Origin of the sequence: Streptacidiphilus pinicola (assembly GCF_003258295.1) — a bacterium.
Taxonomy (GTDB): Bacteria; Actinomycetota; Actinomycetes; order Streptomycetales; family Streptomycetaceae; genus Streptacidiphilus; species Streptacidiphilus pinicola.
Map to the genome: position 1 here is coordinate 1 of NZ_QKYN01000063.1, position 22,598 is coordinate 22,598.

General features: G+C 70.6%; 16 protein-coding genes, 1 rRNA gene and 1 pseudogene. 12 read left to right on the forward strand and 6 right to left on the reverse strand.

Going from position 1 to position 22,598, the window contains the following annotated elements; all coding sequences use genetic code 11:
• Positions 1-186: pseudogene (locus tag DN069_RS40930) on the forward strand (hypothetical protein); the annotation flags it as partial.
• A 60-nt stretch (positions 187-246) separates the two neighbouring features.
• On the forward strand, positions 247-1,380 hold the full coding sequence (gene rlmN, locus DN069_RS16295; protein ID WP_111501723.1) for a dual-specificity RNA methyltransferase RlmN: 1,134 nt from the start codon (positions 247-249) through the stop codon (positions 1,378-1,380).
• Positions 1,381-1,678: 298 nt separating this feature from the next.
• Here the strand turns inward: rlmN and DN069_RS16300 are convergent, their stop codons facing one another.
• The 4 genes from DN069_RS16300 to DN069_RS16315 form a co-directional block, all read right to left on the reverse strand.
• Positions 1,679-2,809, reverse strand: coding sequence for a hypothetical protein (locus tag DN069_RS16300; RefSeq protein WP_111501724.1), 1,131 nt, complete (start codon positions 2,807-2,809; stop codon positions 1,679-1,681).
• Entirely contained in the window at positions 2,791-3,543 is a 753-nt protein-coding gene (locus DN069_RS16305; RefSeq protein ID WP_111501725.1) for an ABC transporter ATP-binding protein, read from the reverse strand. The genes DN069_RS16300 and DN069_RS16305 overlap by 19 nt, the downstream gene beginning before the upstream one ends.
• Before the next feature lie 196 nt (positions 3,544-3,739).
• Positions 3,740-5,119 (reverse strand): aspartate aminotransferase family protein, encoded by a 1,380-nt coding sequence (locus tag DN069_RS16310; RefSeq protein WP_111501726.1) that lies wholly within the window; start codon positions 5,117-5,119, stop codon positions 3,740-3,742.
• The gene (locus DN069_RS16315) at positions 5,116-5,589 is read right to left on the reverse strand and encodes an Lrp/AsnC family transcriptional regulator (protein ID WP_042374625.1); all 474 of its coding nucleotides are present in this window, start codon (positions 5,587-5,589) and stop codon (positions 5,116-5,118) included. Before DN069_RS16315 ends, DN069_RS16310 begins: the two co-directional genes overlap by 4 nt.
• 176 nt (positions 5,590-5,765) lie before the next feature.
• Between DN069_RS16315 and DN069_RS16320 the strand changes: the two genes are divergently transcribed.
• Positions 5,766-7,202: a gamma-aminobutyraldehyde dehydrogenase gene (locus DN069_RS16320; RefSeq protein ID WP_111501727.1), complete on the forward strand. Its 1,437-nt coding sequence runs from the start codon at positions 5,766-5,768 to the stop codon at positions 7,200-7,202.
• A 44-nt stretch (positions 7,203-7,246) separates the two neighbouring features.
• On the opposite strand, the gene DN069_RS16325 is transcribed toward DN069_RS16320, so the two are convergent.
• Complete coding sequence (locus tag DN069_RS16325; protein WP_111501728.1) at positions 7,247-7,684, reverse strand: Lrp/AsnC family transcriptional regulator; 438 nt, start codon at positions 7,682-7,684, stop codon at positions 7,247-7,249.
• Positions 7,685-7,996: 312 nt separating this feature from the next.
• Between DN069_RS16325 and DN069_RS16330 the strand changes: the two genes are divergently transcribed.
• The 4 genes from DN069_RS16330 (at position 7,997) to DN069_RS16345 (ending at position 14,759) form a co-directional block, all read left to right on the forward strand.
• The gene (locus DN069_RS16330; RefSeq protein ID WP_111501729.1) at positions 7,997-9,187 is read left to right on the forward strand and encodes an ROK family transcriptional regulator; all 1,191 of its coding nucleotides are present in this window, start codon (positions 7,997-7,999) and stop codon (positions 9,185-9,187) included.
• A 12-nt stretch (positions 9,188-9,199) separates the two neighbouring features.
• Complete coding sequence (locus DN069_RS16335; RefSeq protein WP_111501730.1) at positions 9,200-11,026, forward strand: alpha-galactosidase D; 1,827 nt, start codon at positions 9,200-9,202, stop codon at positions 11,024-11,026.
• A 78-nt stretch (positions 11,027-11,104) separates the two neighbouring features.
• Complete coding sequence (locus tag DN069_RS16340; protein WP_207892172.1) at positions 11,105-13,504, forward strand: glycosyl hydrolase family 95 catalytic domain-containing protein; 2,400 nt, start codon at positions 11,105-11,107, stop codon at positions 13,502-13,504.
• Positions 13,505-13,523: 19 nt separating this feature from the next.
• Complete coding sequence (locus DN069_RS16345) at positions 13,524-14,759, forward strand: SGNH/GDSL hydrolase family protein (protein WP_111501732.1); 1,236 nt, start codon at positions 13,524-13,526, stop codon at positions 14,757-14,759.
• A gap of 3 nt (positions 14,760-14,762) precedes the next feature.
• Here DN069_RS16345 and DN069_RS16350 read toward each other — a convergent pair whose 3' ends face one another.
• Positions 14,763-16,427, reverse strand: coding sequence for a PucR family transcriptional regulator (locus DN069_RS16350; protein ID WP_111501733.1), 1,665 nt, complete (start codon positions 16,425-16,427; stop codon positions 14,763-14,765).
• Positions 16,428-16,644: 217 nt separating this feature from the next.
• On the opposite strand from DN069_RS16350, the gene DN069_RS16355 reads away from it, so the two are divergent.
• The 5 genes from DN069_RS16355 to DN069_RS16380 form a co-directional block, all read left to right on the forward strand.
• A complete protein-coding gene (locus DN069_RS16355) occupies positions 16,645-18,174 on the forward strand; it encodes a gamma-aminobutyraldehyde dehydrogenase (RefSeq protein ID WP_111501734.1) in 1,530 nt (509 codons plus the stop codon).
• 75 nt (positions 18,175-18,249) lie between these two features.
• On the forward strand, positions 18,250-19,644 hold the full coding sequence (locus DN069_RS16360; RefSeq protein ID WP_111501735.1) for an NAD(P)/FAD-dependent oxidoreductase: 1,395 nt from the start codon (positions 18,250-18,252) through the stop codon (positions 19,642-19,644).
• A gap of 214 nt (positions 19,645-19,858) precedes the next feature.
• Positions 19,859-20,386 carry a hypothetical protein gene (locus DN069_RS16365; RefSeq protein WP_111501736.1) on the forward strand — a complete coding sequence of 176 codons (528 nt, stop codon included), beginning with the start codon at positions 19,859-19,861 and terminating at the stop codon, positions 20,384-20,386.
• A 121-nt stretch (positions 20,387-20,507) separates the two neighbouring features.
• The gene (locus tag DN069_RS16370) at positions 20,508-22,016 is read left to right on the forward strand and encodes a CoA-acylating methylmalonate-semialdehyde dehydrogenase (RefSeq protein ID WP_111501737.1); all 1,509 of its coding nucleotides are present in this window, start codon (positions 20,508-20,510) and stop codon (positions 22,014-22,016) included.
• 367 nt (positions 22,017-22,383) lie between these two features.
• A 16S ribosomal RNA gene (locus DN069_RS16380) occupies positions 22,384-22,598 on the forward strand; the annotation flags it as partial.

Here is a 22,598-nt window from a genome sequence, read left to right on the forward strand (position 1 = left end):
CACCACCCCCGCAGGCCCCGCCCTCCCGGCGGGGCCTGCGGCGTTTCGAGCTCGCGCCGGCGGCGGAGAGGGTGCGCCGACCTGATCGTCACCAGCGGCGCCTCCACCGCGGGCATCGTCATCTGTGGGCTCGCGCTGCTCGTCGGGGCCGTCGCCACCCTCGTCCGGAAGCGCGCTCGCCGCTGAGGACCGCCCTCCGGGCACCCCTCAGGGAACGCGTCGGGCATCTGCGACACTGGAAGAACTATGCCTAAGCCCCTTCCCGGTGAACTCACCTTCGTTGCTCCCCGCGGGGCCAAGCCGCCGCGTCACCTCGCCGACCTGTCCGCCGCGGAGCGGAAGGAGGCGATCGTCGCGCTGGGGGAGAAGCCGTTCCGGGCGGACCAGCTGTCGCGGCAGTACTTCGGGCGGCTCGCCGCCCGGCCGGAGGAGTGGACGGACATCCCCGCCGCGTCCCGGGAGAAGCTCGCCGAGGCGATGCTGCCGGAGCTGATGACCGAGGTGCGGCACGTCTCCTGCGACGACGACACCACCCGCAAGACGCTGTGGAAGCTCTTCGACGGCGTGCTGGTCGAGTCGGTGCTGATGAAGTACCCGGACCGGGTGACGATGTGCATCAGCTCCCAGGCGGGCTGCGGCATGAACTGCCCGTTCTGCGCCACCGGCCAGGCCGGGCTGACGCGGAACCTCTCCACCGCGGAGATCGTCGAGCAGATCGCGGCGGGCATGCGCTCGATCAAGGCCGGTGACTTCGGCGGCGAGCAGGCCGGCGAGGACGGCGAGGCGCGCGCGGTGCGGCTGTCCAACGTGGTCTTCATGGGCATGGGCGAGCCGCTCGCCAACTACAAGCGCGTGATCGCGGCGATCCACCGGCTGACCGACCCGGCGCCCTCCGGCTTCGGGCTGTCGCAGCGCGGCATCACCGTCTCGACGGTGGGCCTGGTCCCGGCGATCAACAAGCTCGCCGACGAGGGCCTGAGCGTCCGCCTCGCGGTCTCGCTGCACGCTCCCGACGACGAGCTGCGGGACGAGCTGGTGCCGGTCAACACCCGCTGGAAGGTCGGCGAGGTCCTGGACGCCGCGTGGGACTACGCGGCGCAGTCCAGCCGCCGGGTCTCCATCGAGTACGCGCTGATCAAGGACATCAACGACCAGGCGTGGCGCGCGGACCTGCTGGGCCGGCTGCTGAAGAACCGCAACGCCCACGTCAACCTGATCCCGCTCAACCCCACCCCGGGCTCCAAGTGGACGGCCTCCCGCCCGGAGGACGAGCGCGAGTTCGTCCGCCGCCTCCAGTCCCACGGCGTCCCGGTCACCGTCCGCGACACCCGCGGCCAGGAAATCGACGGCGCCTGCGGCCAGCTGGCCGCCGCGGGCTGATGCAGTCCCGCCCGCGGCCTTAGACGGTCGTGGGCGGTGGGCTGCCGCCCGAGCAGCAGGTGCAGCGGCGCAGTGACGGGCGTTCCGGGAAGCCGCGAGCGCCGTTCTGCTCGTCGTCCGAGGCGGCCGGCAGCAGGCGCTGCCGCGGCGCTCGGCCGAGAACCCGGTCAGCACCAGGACGCGCCGCGCTCCGATGGTGGAGCGGTCGAACACCACCCTTGACTGCGGCTTCTGACGGACGGCCACCAGCGGCGCAGTCGGCCGCCGAGCCCCTCCCGATACCGGTCGGCTGCGGCCGTCAGACGCTCAGCGCCGCCGCGGCCAGCACGCCCGCGCCGCTGCCGGCGGCGAGGACGACCGCGCCGGCGGCGGCGGTGCGGAGGGCGACGGAGCCCTGGAGGACGGAGGTGGGCGCGCCCATGCGGCGAAGGGGGCCGTACGCGGCGCGGTGGGCGCCCGCGAGTTCGGCCAGGCGGGTGAGGAGTGCAGCCACGACGCACAGGGCGACCAGGCCGGCCTCGACCAGGGGGAGCGGACCGAGGTGCCGGTGCGGGGTGGAGGCGTACTGCACCCAGGCGACGGCGCCCATCGCGCCGGCCACGGCGAGCACCGCGAGCGGCGTGCCGAGCCGCCAGGCCTGGGCCTGCAGGCCGCGGCCGGCCAGCAGCCGGGTCGCCCGCGGGCGACCCCAGGCCAGGGACTGGCCCGCACCGTAGAGGAGCACCGGGACAGCGAGGGCGATGCCCGTCGTGGCGATGAGCCAGCCGACGGCCGCCGCCTCGGGGGCGTTGACGTGCACGGCGGTCACCACGACGAGGGTGCCCAGGGTCGGCAGCCCGGCCGCCAGGCCGATGCGGCGCAGCGTCGGGCGGCGCTGCGGCTCGTCGGAGCCGTCCACGGGCACGACGTCCTGGGGCCGGACCGAGGCCGCCGCGGCGAGGCCGCCGAGGGCGGGGATGATCGCGAGGAGGGTGACGGTGCCCGCGACGGGCAGGGCACCGGACGTGCCGAGCGCCTTGTCGAGGCGCCCGTCGGGCAGCAGGTCCACCACGTGGGCGCGCAGCAGCAGGAAGCCGCCGAGGGCCACGGCCGCGCCGAACGCGCAGGCGAGCGCCATCTCACCGGCCAGTAGCAGCCGCATCCGCAGCGGGCCGACGCCGGCCGCGACCAGTCCCGCCATCCGCTCCGGCTGCTGCAGCGGCAGGGCGCGTGCCCAGGCGCCGGCCAGGTAGCCGACGGCCACCAGCGCGGGCAGGCACCACAGCAGGCGGTCCACGGCGGGCCCGGCGGGGGCCGGCGCGGGCGTGGAGACCGCGCGGCCGAGCGCGCGCAGCAACAGCGCGGCCACGACCGCCGAGGCGACGCTGGTCAGCGTCCAGCGCAGCAGGTCCAGCGCACGGTAGCCGCGCGCTACACGGAGGTAGAACACGTAGGGGCGTCCTCTTCGAGCTCGCTCAGAGCGACGGCGTCCCGGGCGTCGACAGGGATGGCGAGGCGTCCGTCGGCCATCACCGCCACCCGGTTGGCATATCTGGCCACGCTCGCGTCATGCGTGGCCAGAATAAGCGTGATCTTGTGCGAGCGCGACGCCGTGAGGAGTATCCGCATCACCTGGTCCTGCGACTCGCGGTGCAGCGGGGCGGTGGGCTCGTCCGCGAAGACCACCGCGGGGGCGGCGGCCAGGGCGCGGGCGACGGCGATCCGCTGGCGCTGGTCCTGCAGCAGCTCGGCGGGGCGGCGCTTGGCGCATTCGGCCACGTCGAGGCGCTCCAGCCATTCCGCGGCCGAGGTCGCGGCGACCTTGCGGGAGATGCCGGCCAGCAGCATCGGCAGGGCGACGTTCTCACGGCCGTTCAGTTCCGGCACGAGGTGCGGCTCCGGGCCGACGTAGCCGAAGCGCTCGCGGCGCAATTTCTCCCGGGCCGCTCGGCCGAGCGTGTGAACGGGGGAGCTGTTGAACCAGATCTCGCCCTCGTCCGCGGGCACCATTCCGCTGAGCACGTCCAGCAGTGTGGACTTGCCGCAGCCGCGCGGGCCGGCCACCGCCAGCACCTCGCCCAGGCGGACGTTCAGGGAGACGCCGCGCAGCGCAGGGGTGCCGTGGTGCGACTTGACCAACGACCGTGCCCACAGCACGTCGTTGTCGGGTGGGGCTGCGCTCACGGCTTCCTCCGCCTCTGTGAGTTGTGGCTCACAGATTATGAACGAGTCAGACCTGTGCCGGTTGCGTGATGGTTTTTCAGGTCGTGTCGTGATTATCACTCACAAGAGTGATCGATTTCCCTGACAGAACACCGCAGGGCGGCTCCGGCTGGAGTAGCCGGAGCCGCCCTGCGGCGGAGGATCGTGCGGGAAGCCGTTACAGCTTCGTCCACGCCTCGGTGAGCACGCCGCGCAGGATCTGCTCGATCTCGTCGAAGGTCGACTGGTCGGCCGTCAGCGGCGGCGAGAGCTGAATGACCGGGTCGCCACGGTCGTCGGCGCGGCAGTACAGGCCGTTCTCGAAGAGCGCCTTCGAGAGGAAGCCGTAGAGCACGCGCTCGCACTGCTCGTCGGTGAACGAGGCCTTGGTGGCCTTGTCGGTCACCAGCTCGATGCCGTAGAAGAAGCCGTTGCCGCGGACGTCGCCGACGATCGGCAGGTCGTGCAGCTTCTGCAGCGTCGTGAGGAACGCGTTCTCGTTCTCCAGGACGTGCTTGTTCAGGCCCTCGCGCTCGAAGAGGTCGAGGTTGGCCAGGCCCACCGCCGCGGAGACCGGGTGGCCACCGAAGGTGTAGCCGTGCAGGAAGGTGTTGTCCTGCTTGTAGAACGGCTCGGCCAGGCGGTCGGAGATGATGCAGGCGCCGATCGGGGAGTAGCCCGAGGTCATGCCCTTGGCGCAGGTGATCATGTCCGGCACGTAGTCGAACTTGTCACAGGCGAACATCGTGCCGAGACGGCCGAAGGCGCAGATCGTCTCGTCCGAGACCAGCAGCACGTTGTACTGGTCGCAGATCTCGCGGACGCGCTGGAAGTACCCGGGCGGCGGCGGGAAGCAGCCACCGGCGTTCTGCACCGGCTCCAGGAAGACGGCGGCGACGGTCTCCGGGCCCTCGAACAGGATCTGCTGCTCGATCTGGTCGGCGCACCAGCGGCCGAAGGCCTCCGGGTCGTCGCCGAAGATCGGGGCGCGGTAGATGTTGGTGTTCGGGACCTTGTGGGTGCCCGGGACCAGCGGCTCGAACGGGGCCTTCAGAGCCGGCAGGCCGGTGATGGACAGGGCGCCCTGGGGGGTGCCGTGGTACGCCACCGCGCGGGAGATCACCTTGTACTTGGTGGGCTCACCCGTGAGCTTGAAGTACTGCTTGGCCAGCTTCCACGCGGTCTCGACGGCCTCGCCGCCACCGGTGGTGAAGAAGACCTTGTTCAGGTCGCCGGGGGCGTAGCTCGCCAGGCGCTCGGCCAGCTCGATCGCCATCGGGTGCGCGTAGCTCCAGATGGGGAAGAAGGCGAGCTGCTCGGCCTGCTTGCGCGCGACCTCGGCCAGCTCCTTGCGGCCGTGGCCGGCCTGGACGACGAACAGACCGGCGAGACCGTCCAGGTACTTGCGGCCGTTCGAGTCCCAGATGTACTCGCCCTCGCCGCGAACGATCGTCGGCACGGGGTTCTTCTCGTACGACGACATGCGGGTGAAGTGCATCCACAGGTGGTCGTAGGCGGATTTGGACAGGTCCTTGTTGGCGACCGCGTCGGCGCTCATCGGGTACCCCAGGTGTAGGTCTGTTTCCGGAGTTTCAGGTAAACGAAACTCTCGGTCCTCCGCACGCCGGGAAGCGCGCGGATGCGCTTGTTGATCAGTTCGAGGAGGTGTTCGTCGTCCTCGCAGACCAGTTCGGCCATCAGGTCGAACGAGCCCGCGGTGACCACGACGTAGTCCACCTCGTCCATGGCGACCAGTGCGTCGGCGACGTCCTCCACGTCACCCTCGACCACGATGCCCACCATCGCCTGGCGGGAGAAACCCACGGTTCGGGGATCCGTCACCGCGACGATCTGCATGACACCCTGGTCGAGCAGCTTCTGGACGCGCTGCCGCACCGCCGCTTCGGAAAGGCCGACGGCCTTGCCGATGGTCGCGTAGGCGCGGCGACCGTCCTCCTGAAGCTGTTCGATGATCGCCTTGGAGACGGAGTCGAGAGGAACGTTGGCGTTCCGGTCACGGTTGGCCACGTGGTCACCTTGCCTGATCGTCGGAATGTTCGCAAGTGATTCCGTTGCTGATGCTTGAAATCGATACTGAATCCATCGTCCTCGTCGTCCAGGGCTGTCGATAACCGCAGCACGGAGTTACCCTTGGCGCGACGACAACGACGTCGCCCCCGCAGTAAGTCGAGAAGAGGTCCGAAGTGAGCGAGCTTCTGAAGCTGCGCAACTACATCAACGGCGCGTTCACCGATGCGGCCGACGGTCGCACCACCGAGGTCATCGACCCGACGACGGGCGAGGTCTACGCCACCGCGCCGCTCTCGGCGCAGGCCGACGTCGACGCCGCCATGGACGCCGCCGCCGCCGCGTTCGAGGCGTGGCGGGACACCACCCCGTCGCAGCGCCAGCTCGCCCTGCTGAAGATCGCCGACGCGATCGAGGCCCGCGCCGAGGAGCTCGTCGCCACCGAGTCCAAGAACACCGGCAAGCCGCTCGGGCTGACCGCGTCGGAGGAGATTCCTCCGATGGTGGACCAGATCCGCTTCTTCGCGGGTGCCGCGCGCATGCTCGAGGGCAAGTCGGCCGGCGAGTACATGGACGGCATGACCTCGATCATCCGCCGCGAGCCGGTCGGCGTCTGCGCGCAGGTGGCGCCGTGGAACTACCCGATGATGATGGCCGTGTGGAAGTTCGCCCCGGCGATCGCCGCGGGCAACACCGTCGTGCTGAAGCCGTCCGACACCACCCCGGCCTCCACCGTGCTGCTGGCCGAGATCATCGGCGAGATCCTGCCCGCCGGCGTCTTCAACGTCGTCTGCGGTGACCGCGAGACCGGCCGCGCCATGGTCGAGCACGCGATCCCGGCGATGGCCTCCATCACCGGCTCCGTGCGCGCCGGCATGCAGGTGGCCGCCTCCGCGGCCAAGGACGTCAAGCGCGTCCACCTGGAGCTCGGCGGCAAGGCCCCGGTCGTCGTCTTCGAGGACGCCGACATCCCGGCCGCCGTCGAGGGCATCTCCGTCGCCGGCTACTTCAACGCCGGCCAGGACTGCACCGCCGCCACCCGCGTGCTGGTGCACGAGTCGATCCACGACGAGTTCGTGGCCCAGCTCGCCAAGGCCGCCGCGGAGACCAAGACCGGTCAGCCGGACGACGAGGACGTGCTCTACGGCCCGCTGAACAACGCCAACCAGCTCGCCCAGGTCACCGGCTTCATCGACCGCCTCCCGGCCCACGCCAAGGTCGAGGCCGGCGGCCACCGCGTCGGCGACAAGGGCTACTTCTACGCCCCGACCGTCGTCTCCGGCCTGAACCAGGACGACGAGATCATCCAGAACGAGGTCTTCGGCCCGGTCATCACGGTGCAGAAGTTCTCCGACGAGGCCGAGGCCGTCCGTAACGCCAACGGCGTCGAGTACGCGCTCGCCTCCTCGGTCTGGACCAAGGACCACGCCCGCGCGATGCGCATGGCCAAGCGCCTCGACTTCGGCGCGGTGTGGATCAACACCCACATCCCGCTGGTCGCCGAGATGCCCCACGGCGGCTTCAAGAAGTCCGGCTACGGCAAGGACCTCTCCAGCTACGGCTTCGAGGACTACACCCGCATCAAGCACGTCATGACCTCCATCGCGGAGTGACATCCTGACGCACCGAGGGGCCCACGGCAGCAGCCGTGGGCCCCTCACACGTTCCACGCGAAGCGGTGGGTGTGGATCCCGAAGTAGGGGAAGTTGTCGACCGCGGTGACGCCCTCGGCGGGGCGGACGACGTCGTTGATGAAGTCCAGCAGGGTGCGCGGGTCGTGGCAGACCACCTCGGCGAAGAGGTCGTAGCCGCCCGAGGTGAGCACCGAGTAGACGACCTCGTCGCGACGGCCGAGCAGGTCCGCGACCGCCCGGGCGTCGCCGTCGACCTTGACGCCGAGCAGGGCCATCGCCTGCCCGCCCATCGCCATCGGATCGGTCACGCCGACGACCTGGACCACCTTGGTGTCGATCAGCCGCTGCACGCGCTGCCGCGCGGCGGAGGGGGAGAGGCCCACCTTGGGGCCGAGGTCCGCGTAGGGGATCCGGCCGTCGCTCTGCAGCTCCCGCAGGATGGCCCGGTCGATGTCGTCCACGGGCACTACCCTGCCATCACCCGAAGACCTGATGCGCGTGGATGCCGTCGTCCGCGCCCTCCGCCATCACTGGCGTTCGCGGTCAGCGTGGGTGTCGGCCCGAACTTCGTCGGGGCTACGACGCCCTGGCCGCCGGAGCCAGGTGGCCAGTGGGCGGGTCCGTGGCCCCTTGGGGTCTGTGGTCCTTCGAATCACCTGATCTGACCCTTGTTGTATCGCTATTCGCCATGATCTGACGGTAGTTGAGAGAGGATCAGAAGGATTCTGTTTCTTTCATTGACGATGGAAAAGAATCCCCCTAGCTTTCCAGCCATGACCTCACTCGCCTCCGGGGAGAGCGTCTTCACCATCGTTCTCTCGCACGGCCCGCTGACCCGCGCTCAGATCGCGGGGCGGACCGGGCTGTCCGCTGCGGCCGTCACCAAGGCGGTGCGGCCGTTGATGGCCGCCGGGTATCTCGTGGAGGGGCCCGGGGAGGGGAGTCGGGCGCTCGGGCGGCCGGCGACGTTGGTGCGGGTCGATGCGGGGGCGGCGTTCTTCGTCGGGGTCAAGGTGACCGGGGACGAGATCATCGCGGTGCTCACCGATCTGTGCTGCCGGGTCCGGGCGGCAGCCCGCCTGCCGCTCACCGGGCGCGCGCCGGAGCGGGTGCTGCCCGTGCTCACCGAGCTGGTGCGGGAACTCCTGACCGAGGCGGACGGGTTCGGTGTCGCGGTGCGCGGCCTCGGCATCGCCGTCTCCGGTGACGTCGACGTCGACAGCGCCGAGGGCATGGTCCGGTACTCGCCGTTCCTGGAGTGGCGCGAGGTGCCACTCGCCGGGATCGCCGGAACTGCGACCGGCCTGCCGGTCACCGTCGAGAACGACGTGCGCGCGCTCACCGTGGCCGAGCAGTGGTTCGGGGCCGGGGTCGGCCTCGACAGCTTCGCCCTGGTCACCGTCGGCGCGGGCATCGGCTGCGGGCTGGTCGTGCACGGCCGGGTGGTCTCGGGCGCGCACGGCGTGGCCGGGGAGCTCGGGCACGTCTCCATCGACCCCGACGGTCCTCCCTGCTACTGCGGCAACCGCGGCTGCGTGGAGGCCGTCGCCGCCGACCCGGCGATCGTGCGGGCCGTCCGCGAGGTCACCGGGCGCCCGGTGACCACCCCGGCGGAGGCCCTGGAGCTGGCCCGCGCCGGAGACCGGGGAGCCCGGCAGGTCTACGCCGCCGCGGGACAGGCCATCGGCCGGGCCATCGGCTCGGTGGTCAACCTCCTCGGGCCGGAGCGCGTGGTCATCTCGGGGGAGGGCTTGGCCGCCTATGACCTGTTCGCCGACGGCATCCGCGACGCCTTCGCGGCCGCCGCCTTCGGCACCGCCGCGCAGTGCGACGTGGTGACCCGTCCGCTGCCGTTCGAGGAGTGGGCGCGCGGCGCCGCGGCAACCGCCATCCAGTCGTTCATCGGATCAGCAACATCAGCAACACCGGTCACCAGCAAGGAGCAGTCAGGAGTTCACCAGTAGTCAGGAGCAGTGATGCCGCAGAGCCGCACGTCCCGAACCGGACTCGTGCTGGCCGTCGCCGCGGGACTGATCGCCGCAGCCCCGCTCTCCTCCGGCCGGGCCCAGGCCGCGACGACCACCACCGTGACGCAGACCTCGACGACCGGCGCTCCCCCGGCCCTCGCCGCCACGCCCTACATGGGCTGGTCGAGTTGGAGCATGCAGTCCTCCTCCTATCCCGGGCTCAACCCGAACGGCAGCTACAGCTACCTGACCGAGGCCAACGTGCTGAAGCAGGCCGACGCTCTCGCCACCAAGCTCAAGCCCTACGGGTACGACTACGTCAACATCGACGCCGGTTGGTGGATGGACGACGCCTGGAACGAGGGCTTCGACCAGTACGGCCGGCAGGCCCCGAACCCCGGACGGTTCCCCGACGGCATGAAGGCGGTCGCCAACAGGATCCACGCACTCGGCCTCAAAGCCGGCATCTACCTGCCGGTCGGCCTGGAGAAGGGGGCGTACGGAGGCGGCCGAACGCCGATCTGGAATGCCCCGGGCTGCACCACCGCCGACGTCGTCTACCCCGACCTGCGCACCACCAACGGCTGGGACAGCTCCTACAAGCTGAACTTCGGCAACCCCTGCACGCAGAAGTACGTCGACTCCCAGGCGCAGCTGATCGCGGGCTGGGGCTACGACTTCCTCAAGCTGGACGGCGTCGGTCCGGGCTCGGACAAGTCCGGCGACCAGTACAACAACGTCCCCGACGTCGCCGCCTGGCAGCAGGCCATCGCAACCGCCGGACGCCCGGTCCACCTCGAACTGTCCTGGAAGCTCGACCGGGACTACGCGGCGCAGTGGAAGCAGTACTCCAACGGCTGGCGGATCGACACCGACGTCGAGTGCTACTGCGGCACCCTGGTGACCTGGGACAACTCGGTCAAGGTCCGCTGGAACGAGGCCCCGGCCTGGAGTGACGTGGCGGGCCCCGGGGGCTGGAACGACCTCGACTCGCTCGACGTCGGCAACGGCGCCATGGACGGCATCACCCCGGCCGAGCGCCAGAGTTACCTGACCTTCTGGGCCGTCAACAAGTCCCCGCTCTTCTCCGGTGACGACCTCACTCAGCTCGACGGCTACGGCCTCTCGCTGCTGACCAACCGTGAGGTCATCGGCGTCGACCAGAACAGCTCCCCGGTCGCGCGGCCGGTCAGCACCATGGGCGACCAGCAGGTCTGGGCCGCCCGGAACGCGGACGGCAGCTACACCGTCGCGCTGTTCAACCTCGCCGCCGCGCCGGAGCCGGTCACCGCCTACTGGGCCGCCCTCGGCTTCCACGGCAACGCCTCGGTGCGCGACCTGTGGAACCACCAGGAGCTCGGCGACTACCGGGACCGGATCACCGAGGCGCTGCCCGCCCACGGCTCCCGGTTGTTCACCGTCCGGCCCGGCGGCAGCCCGCTGGCCACCACCGCCTACGAGGCCGAGTCCCCGGACAACACCCTGACCGGGACCGCCGCCGTTTTCGCCTGCGCGACCTGCTCCGGCGGCAAGAAGGTCGGCAACCTCTACCAGGGCGCCACGCTGCGGTTCAACGACGTGACGGTGAAGCAGGCCGGGATCTACACCATCACTGTCGACTACATCAGCGGCAGTTCGGACCGCACCGCGAGGGTCTACTCCGGCACCGGAAGCGGCACCAGCCTCGCCTTCCCCGACACCGGTGACTGGAACACGGTCCACCGCATCAGCTTCCAGCTGGGCCTGAAGGCGGGCACCAACACCATCACCTTCGACAGCGGCAGCTGGTACTCGCCGGACATCGACAGGATCGACGTCCCGCAGGCAGCCGTCTGACCGAGCGACCACGGTGGGGCCCGGACCACACCCGGGCCCCACCTCCCAGCACGCCCCCTTCCCCCTGTGGAGTGCACCGTGGACGACCAGCCCACCCGACCCAGCCGCCGCGGCTTCCTCTCGCTCGCCGCCGCGGCCGGCGCCGCCACCGCTGTCGGCGGCTTCGCGCCCTTCACCGCCTCGGCCGCACCCGTGCGTCCGACCGCCTCCCCGCTGCTCGCCCCGGCGCAGGCGGCCCGGAACCAGCTGTGGTGGCAGGCGCCCGCCTCCGCCGACACGATGATCACGCAGGGCCTGCCTGTCGGGAACGGCCGGCTCGGCGCGCTGGCCGGCAACGACCCCGCCGCCGAGCTGCTGGACCTCACCGACCTGACCCTGTGGACCGGCGGCCGGAACGACGTCCTGCAGAGCGACGGCCAGTTTCCGTACGGACGCGACGACTTCGGCTCCTACACGCTGCTTGCCCAGCTCACCGTGAACATCCCCGCGCACGACCTGGGAGTGGTGAACAACTACCGTCGCACGCTCGACCTCGCGCAGGGCCTGCTCACCACGACCTATGACATCGGCGAGGCGAGCTACCAGCGGCAGATCTACGCCAGCCGCCCGGACGACGTCGTCGTGCTGCACTTCTCCCAGCGCGGCGGCGGCTCCTACACCGGTGCCGTCTCGCTCGCGGGCACCCACGGCGAGACCACCGGCGCCACGGACAGCGGACCGCTCGCCTCCTTCGGCGGCACCCTGGCCAACGGGCTCAGGTACGGCGCGGCCGTCACCCTCTCCAGCAGCACCGGAACGGTCGGCCGTGCCGGGACCTCGCTGACCTTCAGCGGCTGCCAGGACCTGACGGTCGTGGTCAGCGGCGGCACGGACTACGCGCCGGACTTCGCGGCGGGCTTCCGGGACCCGTCCGTCGATCCCCTCCCGCTCGCGCAGAGCAAGGTCCGCGCCGCGGCCGGCCAGACGCCGACCGCGCTGCTGCACACCCACGTCGCGGACTTCCGGGCCGCGTTCGGCTCCTTCGCCCTCGACCTCGGCGCCTCCTCGGATTCCCAGCGCCTTCTGGACACCGCCGGACGCCTCCAGGCCCGCTGGCGGGACAACGTTCCGGACCCGGAACTCGAGGCCGGATACCTGCAGTTCGGCCGGTACCTGATGGTCTCCGGCTCGCGCGGCAGCCTCCCGCTCAACCTCCAGGGCCTGTGGCTGGACGGCAACGACCCGGGCTGGATGGCGGACTACCACACCGACATCAACGTCCAGATGAACTACTGGGCAGCCGACCGGCTCGGCCTGCCCGCCTGCTTCGACGCCTTCACCGACTACTGCCTCGCGCAGCTGCCCTCCTGGACGGACATCACCGGGCGGCTGTTCAACTCGGCGGACAACCGTTACGCCAACTCCAGTGGCAAGGTCGCCGGGTGGACGATCGCCATCTCCACCAACCCCTACGGCGGAGGCGGCTGGTGGTGGCACCCGCCCGGCAACGCCTGGCTCTGCCTCAACCTCTTCGAGCACTACGAGTACACCCAGGACCGGGCGTACCTGGAGAAGATCTACCCGCTGCTCAAGGGCGCCGTGCAGTTCTGGGAGGCCCGCCTGGTCGGCGCTACCGTCACCGACCCCTCCGGGGCCACCCGCGAGGTGCTGATCGATGACAGCGACTGGTCGCCCGAGCAGGGACCGCTGAACGCCAGGGGCATCACCTACGCCCAGGAGCTGGTGTGGAACCTGTTCGGGCACTACGGGACCGCGACCGAGGTCCTCGGCCGGGACTCCGAGTACGCCAGGACCGTCGCCGGGCTCCGGCAGCGGCTGTACCTGCCGGTGGTCAGCCCCACGACCGGCTGGCTGGAGGAGTGGATGACGCCCGACAACCTGGGCGACCCCCAGCACCGCCACCTCTCCCCGCTGATCGGGCTCTTCCCCGGAGACCGGATCCGTCCCGACGACTCCACCCCGAAGGACCTCCTGGCCGGGGCGACCGCGCTGCTGACCGCGCGCGGCATGAACAGCTACGGCTGGGCCAACGCCTGGCGGGCCGCCTGCTGGGCGCGGCTGAAGCACGCGGAGAACGCCTACCGGCTGTACGTCACCAACCTGAAGCCGGCCGTCGACGGAGCCAACGGCAGCGCGGCCAATCTCTTCGACATCCTCAACATCTCGGACGGTTACGGCATCTTCCAGATCGAGGCGAACCTCGGCACCCCCTCCGCGGCGGTCGAGATGCTCGTCTACTCGCGACCGGGCTATGTCGAGCTGCTCCCCGCGCTGCCAACGGCCTGGGCGGCCTCCGGTTCGGTCACCGGTGTGGGTGTACGCGGCGGGTTCACGGCCGACTTCGGCTGGAAGAACGGCAGGATCAGCCAGGTGACGCTGCACAGTGCGACCGGCGGCAGCACCACGCTGGCGGCCAACGGCGGATCGCACCGGGTGAGCGTGGCTCCTGGCGGTTCGGTCACCCTGCGCAACCTCTGACGAGCGGAGTGAGGCAACGATGTCCCCTGCACTTCCCCAGGCCACGGCCGCCGTGCTGTCCGGTCTCGTGCTCGCGCTCGCGACGTCCTCCCTCGGCGCCGCTCACGCCGCGTCCGGCACGCGCGGCGACCTGGTCGCCGCGTGGTCCCCGAGCATGACCACCGCCGGGCCTTCGTTCGACCGTCAGACGATCCGGATGGTGGCGCACAGCAGCGTCGCGGGCGTGGCCGCCCGGATCACGCTGTCGAACCGGTACAGCAGCGCCCCGCTCGCCGTCGCGGAGGCGACGATCGCTGTCCAGGCGGCCGGTGGCACGGCCGTCCCGGGCACCGTCCGGGCCGTCACCTTCGGCCACGCCGCGAGGGTCACCGTTCCGGCCGGGGGAGAGGTGGCCGGTGACGCCGTGCCCCTCGCGGTCCACGCCGGGGAGAACCTGCTGGTGAGCCTCTACCTGCCGAACGCCACCGGTCCGTCGACCTGGCACTCCGACGCGTTCGACACCAGCTTCACCGCTTCCGGCGACCACGCGGGCGACACCGTCGCGTCCGCGTTCAGGGCGTCCACGAGCTCCTGGTACTACCTCTCCGGCCTGGACGTGGTTCCCTCGACGGCCCAGGGCGCCGTGGTGGCCTTCGGCGACTCCATCACCGACGGCTACCACTCCTCGACCGGCACCTACCACCGCTGGCCCGACCTGCTGGCCGACCGCCTCCAGGCCGGACCCGGCCCGCAGCGGCTGAGCGTGGTGGACGCCGGGATCGGCGGCAACCGGGTGCTCACCGACGTGCCCAACCCCTGGCAGGGCGTCAGCGCGCTCCAGCGCTTCGCCCACGACGCCCTGGGGCAGCCGGGCGTCAAGGACGTGATCCTGCTGGAGGGCATCAACGACATCGGCAACAACGCCGGACCGAACGGGACACCGCTGACCGTCGCGGAGCTGATCGACGGTTACCGCACCCTGATCGGCCAGGCGCACGCCGCCCACGTCCGGATCATCGGCGCCACCCTGCTGCCGATCCAGGGCAACGGCTACTACACGCCGACCGCCGAGACGCTGCGGCAGACCGTCAACCAGTGGATCCGCACCAGCGGCGCCTTCGACGGCGTCGTGGACTTCGACCGGGTCATGCGCGATCAGAACAACATCGCGGCGCTCAACCCCGTCTACGACTCGGGTGACCACATCCACCCCGACGACGCCGGTATGCAGGCCATGGCCGACGCCGTCGACCTCCGCCTGCTGCGGAGCAGTTGACCGTCAGCGCCGCACGGCGTCCAGCGCCAGCAGGGCGACGTGGAGGGAGAGGCAGGACTCGACCTGGTCCAGGTCCACGCCGAGCACCCGCTCGACCTTGTGCAGCCGGTCGTAGAAGGACGGGCGGGACAGGTGTGCCGCGTCGGCCGCCGCGGACTTGTTGCGGCCCTGCTCCAGGTAGATGCGCAGCATCGCGATCAACTGGCTGTTGTGCTCCGCGTCGTAGGCCAGCAGCGGACCCAGCTCGCGCTCGACGTACGTCTGCAGGCGGGCGTCGTCGCGCAGCAGGTGGAGCAGGCCGCGCAGCCGGACGTCGGGCAGGCGGTAGTAGGAGGCGGTGCGGGTGCCCGGTGCGGACGGGGTGTCGTGCAGGGCGGCGTCCGCGACCTGGGTGGCCTCGACCAGGGTGCGGCGGGCGTCGCGGACCGAGCCGACGGAGGAGCCGACGGCGACGACCGGCTCCGGGCCGTCCTCCTGCTCGGTGACCAGCCGGCGGAGCACGCCCGCGAAGCCGTCGAGCGCGGCGTGCTCGTCGTCCTTGGGGCCGAGGGAGACCAGCAGACCGACGGCCTCGTCGTCCAGCGCGCCGACCAGGGCCGTCAGCCGGCGCTCGCGGACCGCCGCGGCCGCGGTCTCGGTGAAGTCGCGCAGCCGCGCCTGCGCCTCCAGCGCCGCGGGCAGCGGGCCGCGCCGCTGCCGCAGTACGACGCCGACGAGTCGGCGCCCCTCCAGCGGGACGCCGAGCGCCGAGGCGCGCAGCGCCACGTCGGAGACGGTGAGCGCGTGGGTGAGGATGCCGGACAGCAGCGTGCGGTGGGTCTGCCGCTCCAGCGACTCGCGGTCACGGACCATCAGCCGGTTCAGCGCCAGTGTCGCCGCCGCACGCTCGACCAGCATGGTGTGCCGGTGCGAGGCCGTCTGCGGGACGGCGTCCTCCTGGGTGGAGCCGGGTCTGCCGATCAGGACCAGGCGCCCCCAGTCGTGGCCGCGGGCGCCGACCGAGGTGGTCAGCCAGCCGGTGCGCGGGTCGTACCCGGTGCGGCCCTGCGGCCGCACACCGCGCGAGCGGGACTCCCAACCGGCCAGCACCACCTGGGCGTTCTGCCCGGCGGTGTCGTAGGCGAGCACCTGGTGCGAGAGGTTCTCCAGGATCACCGGCGCGCCGGCCATCCGGGCCACCTCGCGCACGACCTCGACCGGCTCGGCGCCCTCGACGGCGAGCTCGTTGAAGGTCTGGTGGATCTCCTCCGACGAACGCAGCTCCTCCAGCTGCGCGTTGACGACCAGCGCGTGCACGGCCTCGGTCACCTGGACGAAGCGCAGCTCGCGCCGGAGCGCGATCAGCGGCAGCCCGCGCTGCTCGGCCGCGTGCACCAACGCCCGCGGCAGTGAGTCGAAGTAGCGGCGTCCGAACTCCACGACGAGACCGGCCGCGCCGACGTCGGCGAGCTCCCGCACGTATCGGGCCAGGCCCTCGCGGTCCTCGGGCAGCGCGATGCCGGTGGTCAGTATCAGTTCCCCGCCCTGCAGCATGTCGGCCACGTCGGCGAGCTCGCTGACGTGCACCCAGCGCACGGGGCGCTCCAGGTGCTGCGCCCCGGCCACGACCTCCGGCAGGCCACGGCTGACCACGTCCAGCTCCAGGACGCGGGCGACGGTGGGGAACATGGCGGGTCCTTCGACTCTGTGAGCGGGTGGGAACGCCTTCATAGTGTCAGGCTCACGCGACATTCCGGCAACGAGGTGTCGCCCGGCATCTGCTTTGCACCGTGTCATGCTGATGGTGATCCACCTTGCAGACTGTCGCTTGCCCGGCCCTTCCCGGAGCAGGCATCGTCGCAGGATGGGCGCTCCGCCCATCGCATGCTCCCGAGGAGAGATACCCATGGACCGGACCATCGTCGGCGACCGCTTCGACGCCGGAGCCCAGTACATCGACGGAGCCCTGCGGCCGGGCACCTCGGGTGACACCTTCGACGTCACCAACCCCGCCAACGGTGAGCTGGTCCAGCGCGTCGACCTGGCCTCGACGGCCGACGTCGACGCCGCCGTGGCCGCGGCCAAGCGCGCCTTCCCGGCATGGTCGACGGCCACCCCGGCCGAGCGCAGCGCCGCGCTCACCAGGCTCGCCGCCATCCTGGAGGAGCGCGCCGAGGACTTCGCCCGCGTCGAGTCCGCCCAGACCGGCAAGCCCATCAAGCTGACCACCGAGTTCGACGTACCGGGCACCGTCGACAACACCGCCTTCTTCGCCGGCGCCGCCCGCAACCTGGAGGGCAAGGCCACCGGCGAGTGGTCCGGTACGCACACCTCCTCGATCCGCCGCGAGGCCATCGGCGTCGTGGGCTCCATCGCGCCGTGGAACTACCCGCTGCAGATGGCCGCCTGGAAGATCCTCCCGGCCATCGCCGCGGGCAACACCATCGTCCTCAAGCCGGCCGAGCTGACCCCGCTGACCTCTCTGATGTTCGCGCAGGCCTGCACGGACGCGGGCATCCCCGACGGCGTCGTCAACGTCGTCACCGGCAAGGGCCGCAGCGTCGGCGAGTACCTGATCGGACACCCCGACGTCGCGATGGTCTCCTTCACCGGTTCCACCGGCGTCGGCACCCGAGTCGGCGAGGTCGCGATCCAGGGCGTCAAGCGCACCCACCTGGAGCTCGGCGGCAAGGCCCCCTTCGTGGTCTTCGACGACGCCGACCTGGAGGCCGCGATCAACGGCGCCGCCGCCGGCGCGCTGATCAACACCGGCCAGGACTGCACCGCCGCCACCCGCGCCTACGTGCAGCGCCCGCTCTTCGACGCCTTCGTGGCCGGCGCGGCGGAGCTCTTCGACTCGATCCGGCTCGGCGACCAGTTCAACCCGCAGACCGACCTCGGCCCGCTCGTCTCCGAGCGCCAGCGCGACTCGGTCGCCGGGTTCGTCGAGCGCGCCCGCGGCTACGGTGCCACCATCGCGGCCGGCGGCTTCGCCCCCGAGAAGGGCCACGACGGCACCGACCTCACCCAGGGCGCCTACTACCGCCCGACGCTGGTCACCGGCGTCGCCCAGGACGCCGAGATCGTCCAGCAGGAGCTCTTCGGGCCGGTCCTGGTCGTGCTGCCCTTCGACACCGACGACGAGGGCATCGAGCTCGCCAACGACACCCCCTACGGGCTGGCCGCCTCCGCCTGGACCACCAACACCTTCCGCGCCCTGCGCGCCACCCGCGAGATCCAGGCCGGGTGCGTGTGGGTCAACGACCACATCCCGATCATCAGCGAGATGCCCCACGGCGGCTACAAGGCCTCCGGTTACGGCAAGGACATGTCGCAGTACTCGCTCGACGAGTACACGCAGGTCAAGCACGTGATGCAGGACATCACCGCGCTGGCCCGCAAGGACTGGCACCGCACGATCTTCGGCGACCGGTAGTCAGTCCTTCACTCTCCCACCCTCTACGTGCCGGCGGCCGGAGCGGCCGCCGGGACCAAGAAAGCAGTGAGACCTATGGATCCGGCCCACTCGATCGCCGACGTCCAGTACACCCCCTTCTGGCTCGCGGACCCCGCGAAGCCCGAGCCCGAGCCGGCCCTGGTCGGCGACACCCACTGCGACCTGCTGGTCGTCGGCGGCGGCTACACCGGCCTGTGGACCGCCCTGATCGCCAAGGAGCGCGACCCCTCCCTCGACGTCGTCCTGCTCGAGGGCAAGGAGATCGGCTGGGCCGCCTCCGGCCGCAACGGCGGCTTCTGCGCGGCCAGCCTCACCCACGGCTTCTCCAACGGCCTGGAGCGCTGGCCCGACGAGCTGCGCACGCTGGAGCGGCTCGGGCGGGAGAACCTCGACGCGATCGAGGCCGCGGTCAAGCGCTACGCCATCGACTGCGACTTCGAGCGCACCGGAGAGCTGGACGTGGCCACCGAGCCGCACCAGGTCGAGGAGCTGCGCGAGAGCGTGCAACAGATGCGCGAGTACGGCACCGAGGCCCAGTTCCTCGACGCGGACGCGGTCCGCGCGGAGGTCAATTCGCCCACTTTCCTCGCCGGCGTCTGGCACCGCGACGACGTCGCCATGGTCCACCCCGCCAAGCTGGCCTGGGGCCTCAAGCGCGCCTGCATGGAGCTCGGCGTCCGTGTCCACGAGCACTCCCCGGCGACCGACCTGGCCCCCAAGGGCGCGGGCATGGCCGCCAAGACCCCCTACGGCCGGGTCTTCGCCCGCCATGTCGCGCTCGGCACCAACATCTTCCCCAACCTGGTCAAGCGGGTCCGCCCGTTCCTCGCGCCGGTCTACGACTACGCGCTGATGACCGAGCCGCTGACCGAGGAGCAGCTCGCCTCGATCGGCTGGAAGAACCGCCAGGGCCTCGGCGACTCCAACAACCAGTTCCACTACTTCCGGATCACCGCCGACAACCGGATCCTGTGGGGCGGCTACGACGCCGTCTACCACTACGGCGGCAAGGTCCGCGACGAGTACGACCACCGGCCCGAGACCTACGTCAAGCTGGCCGAGCACTTCTTCACGGCCTTCCCACAGCTGGAGGGCCTGAAGTTCAGCCACGCCTGGGGCGGCGCGATCGACACCTGCAGCCGCTTCTCCGCGTTCTTCGGCACCGCCCACAAGGGTCGGGTCTCCTACGCGCTGGGCTACACCGGCCTCGGCGTCGGCGCGACGCGCTTCGGCGCCGAGGTCATGCTCGACCTGCTCGCGGGCGAGCCAACCGAGCGGACCGAGCTGGAGATGGTCAAGTCCAAGCCGCTGCCGTTCCCGCCCGAACCGGTGAAGTGGATCGGTATCGAGATGACGCGCTGGTCCCTCGACCGCGCCGACCACAACGCCGGCAAGCGCAATCTCTGGCTGAAGACCATGGACGCCCTCGGGCTCGGCTTCGACAGCTAGCCCGACTGGTTCTGCATGTGCATGGCGGCGCACACCCTATAGCGGGTGTGCGCCGCTTTCGCGCCTATACGCGCCTTCCCGTCACGGCGAGCCGGGCCCCGCTCACGATGGTCCCGAAAACGCTGTAAGAGTCGGACGTCGAACCGCTCTCTCCCCTTAGCCCCGGTTTTCGCCACCCCCGGGGCCCGGCCGGCTGATGTGGAGGGCGAGAGTCATGGGAAGTGTCGAACCGAACACCGCGATCGCGTGGCTGGCGGCGGCAGCCCCCGACCCCGAGGCGTGCCGATGGGAGTGGGAACGCAGCGCCATGGGCATCGCCCTGCTGCCCGCCGGCCGGCTCTGGGACGTCCTGATCGTCCCCGGCGACCTGGGCAGACTCACCGCCGACGTACTGCTGCGCCTCGACAACGACCCGGGACCGGTCCTGGTCGACTTCGGCGACTACCGCTTCGGCTTCCTCGTGCCCCCGGGCACCGCCGCCCGCTGGGTCGGCACCGGCATCCGCACCGCCGGCCCCGGCACCTGGCTCGCCGTCCCCCACCCCTCCCGGGCAGGCCGCGGCCTGCGCTGGCTGGTGCCCCCGGACGGGACCGGCCTGCTCAACGACCCGATGCTGCTGGAGCTCGCCATGCATGAGGCGGCGGCGCTGCTCACCGCCGGGTTGGGTGGGGAGCTCGACGACGGAGGAGACGGGAGTGACGGACGAGGCGACCACGAACCCCGGGAGCCGGACGGGGTGTAAGGCAGACGGCGAATCACCCGACAGGCTGTGGATTGAGGGCGCCTTCCGGCCGAAACAGAATGTAGAGAGCGCGGCACCGCACAGCAGCCCGTAGTGCCCCGCCCGGACTCGGAGGCAGACGTTGAGCAAGCACATCACCCACTGGATCGCCGGCGAGGCCGTTCCCACGGCAGGCGCCGCCCCGCGTCGCGGTGACATCTACGACCCGGCCACCGGCAAGGTCTCCGGCCAGGTCGACTTCGCCACCATCACCGAGGTCGACGCGGCCGTCTCCGCCGCCGTCACCGCGTTCGCCGACTGGCGCAACGCCTCGCTGGCCAAGCGCTCGACGGTGCTGTTCCGCTTCCGCGAGCTGCTGAACGAGCGCAAGGACGAGCTGGCCTCGATCATCGTCTCCGAGCACGGCAAGGTGCACTCGGACGCGCTGGGCGAGATCGCCCGCGGCCTCGAGGTCGTCGAGTACGCCTGCGGCATCCCGCAGCTGCTCAAGGGCGGCTTCACCGAGCAGGCCTCGACCGGCATCGACGTCTACTCGATCCGCCAGCCGCTCGGCCCCGTCGCGATCATCTCGCCGTTCAACTTCCCGGCGATGGTCCCCATGTGGTTCTTCCCGATCGCCATCGCGGCCGGCAACACCGTCATCCTGAAGCCGTCGGAGAAGGACCCCTCCGCCGCCAACTTCCTCGCCGGGCTCTGGGCCGAGGCCGGCCTCCCGGCCGGCGTCTTCAACGTCGTGCACGGCGACAAGGTCTCCGTCGACCGCCTGCTGGAGCACCCGGACGTCAAGTCCGTGTCGTTCGTGGGCTCGACCCCGATCGCCCGCTACGTCTACGAGACCGGCACCCGCTACGGCAAGCGCGTCCAGGCTCTGGGCGGCGCCAAGAACCACATGCTGGTCCTGCCGGACTCCGACCTGGACCTGGCCGCGGACGCGGCGATCAACGCCGGCTTCGGGGCGGCCGGCGAGCGCTGCATGGCCATCTCGGTCCTCGTCGCCGTCGAGCCGATCGCGGACGAGCTGATCGAGAAGATCAAGTCCCGCATGGCGACCCTGACGGTCGGCCCCGGCTGCAACGGCGACTCCGACATGGGCCCGCTGGTCACCGGCGTGCACCGCGACAAGGTTGTCTCCTACCTGGACTCCGGTGTCGCCGACGGCGCCGATCTGGTGGTCGACGGCCGGAAGCACCCGATCGCGGGCGAGGACTCCGTCGACGGCTTCTGGCTCGGCCCGACGCTCTTCGACAACGTCAAGCCCGGCATGTCCGTCTACAACGACGAGATCTTCGGCCCCGTGCTGTCCGTCGTCCGGGTGAACTCCTACGACGAGGGCCTGGCGCTCATCAACGCCAACCCCTACGGCAACGGCACCGCCATCTTCACCAACGACGGCGGCGCGGCCCGGCGCTTCCAGAACGAGGTCGAGGTCGGCATGGTCGGCATCAACGTGCCGATCCCGGTCCCCGTCTCCTACTACTCCTTCGGCGGCTGGAAGGCCTCCCTCTTCGGTGACCTCCATGCCTACGGCGCGGACGGTGTCCAGTTCTTCACCCGCGGCAAGGCGGTCACCCAGCGCTGGCTCGACCCGAGCCACGGCGGCATCAACCTGGGCTTCCCGACCAACTCCTGACCTGCGCGGACGGTCCCCGACGGGGCCCGGCAGCCGATTTGACTCGGCCTGCCGGGCCCCGTAACGTTCTCCGAGTTGCCCCGGCCACCACCCCCCGAAGGGGGAGGGAAATGGGATGACAAAACCACTGGAAATCGGAGCTGAAAAGCTCTGATAGAGTGGATAACGAAGGAAGCGCCCGGAGGGCCCGGTGAAACGGGGCCGAAGGAAGCGTCCGTTCCTTGAGAACTCAACAGCGTGCCAAAAGTCAACGCCAGTTACTTTTGAGAAACAAATTTCAGCGAGGACGCTGTGCACGGGTCCGCTCATTCCAGCGGATGCTGTGCCGCTCTGCGCGAATACTGTGCCTTATTTAAAGGCCAAAGCATTCACGGAGAGTTTGATCCTGGCTCAGGACGAACGCTGGCGGCGTGCTTAACACATGCAAGTCGAACGGTGAAGCCCTTCGGGGTGGATCAGTGGCGAACGGGTGAGTAACACGTGGGCAATCTGCCCTGCACTCTGGGACAAGCCTTGGAAACGAGGTCTAATACCGGATATTACCCCTGGGGGCATCCCTGGGGGTGGAAAGCTCCGGCGGTG

Bases quoted from the DNA above. Each gene is read 5' to 3' on its own strand.
- rlmN (WP_111501723.1), top strand. From the start codon at position 247: ATGCCTAAGCCCCTTCCCGGTGAACTCACCTTCGTTGCTCCCCGCGGG.
- DN069_RS16310 (WP_111501726.1), bottom strand. From the start codon at position 5,119: ATGAGCGCCGACGCGGTCGCCAACAAGGACCTGTCCAAATCCGCCTAC.
- DN069_RS16330 (WP_111501729.1), top strand. From the start codon at position 7,997: ATGACCTCACTCGCCTCCGGGGAGAGCGTCTTCACCATCGTTCTCTCG.
- DN069_RS16335 (WP_111501730.1), top strand. From the start codon at position 9,200: ATGCCGCAGAGCCGCACGTCCCGAACCGGACTCGTGCTGGCCGTCGCC.
- DN069_RS16345 (WP_111501732.1), top strand. From the start codon at position 13,524: ATGTCCCCTGCACTTCCCCAGGCCACGGCCGCCGTGCTGTCCGGTCTC.
- DN069_RS16350 (WP_111501733.1), bottom strand. From the start codon at position 16,427: ATGTTCCCCACCGTCGCCCGCGTCCTGGAGCTGGACGTGGTCAGCCGT.
- DN069_RS16355 (WP_111501734.1), top strand. From the start codon at position 16,645: ATGGACCGGACCATCGTCGGCGACCGCTTCGACGCCGGAGCCCAGTAC.
- DN069_RS16360 (WP_111501735.1), top strand. From the start codon at position 18,250: ATGGATCCGGCCCACTCGATCGCCGACGTCCAGTACACCCCCTTCTGG.
- DN069_RS16365 (WP_111501736.1), top strand. From the start codon at position 19,859: ATGGGAAGTGTCGAACCGAACACCGCGATCGCGTGGCTGGCGGCGGCA.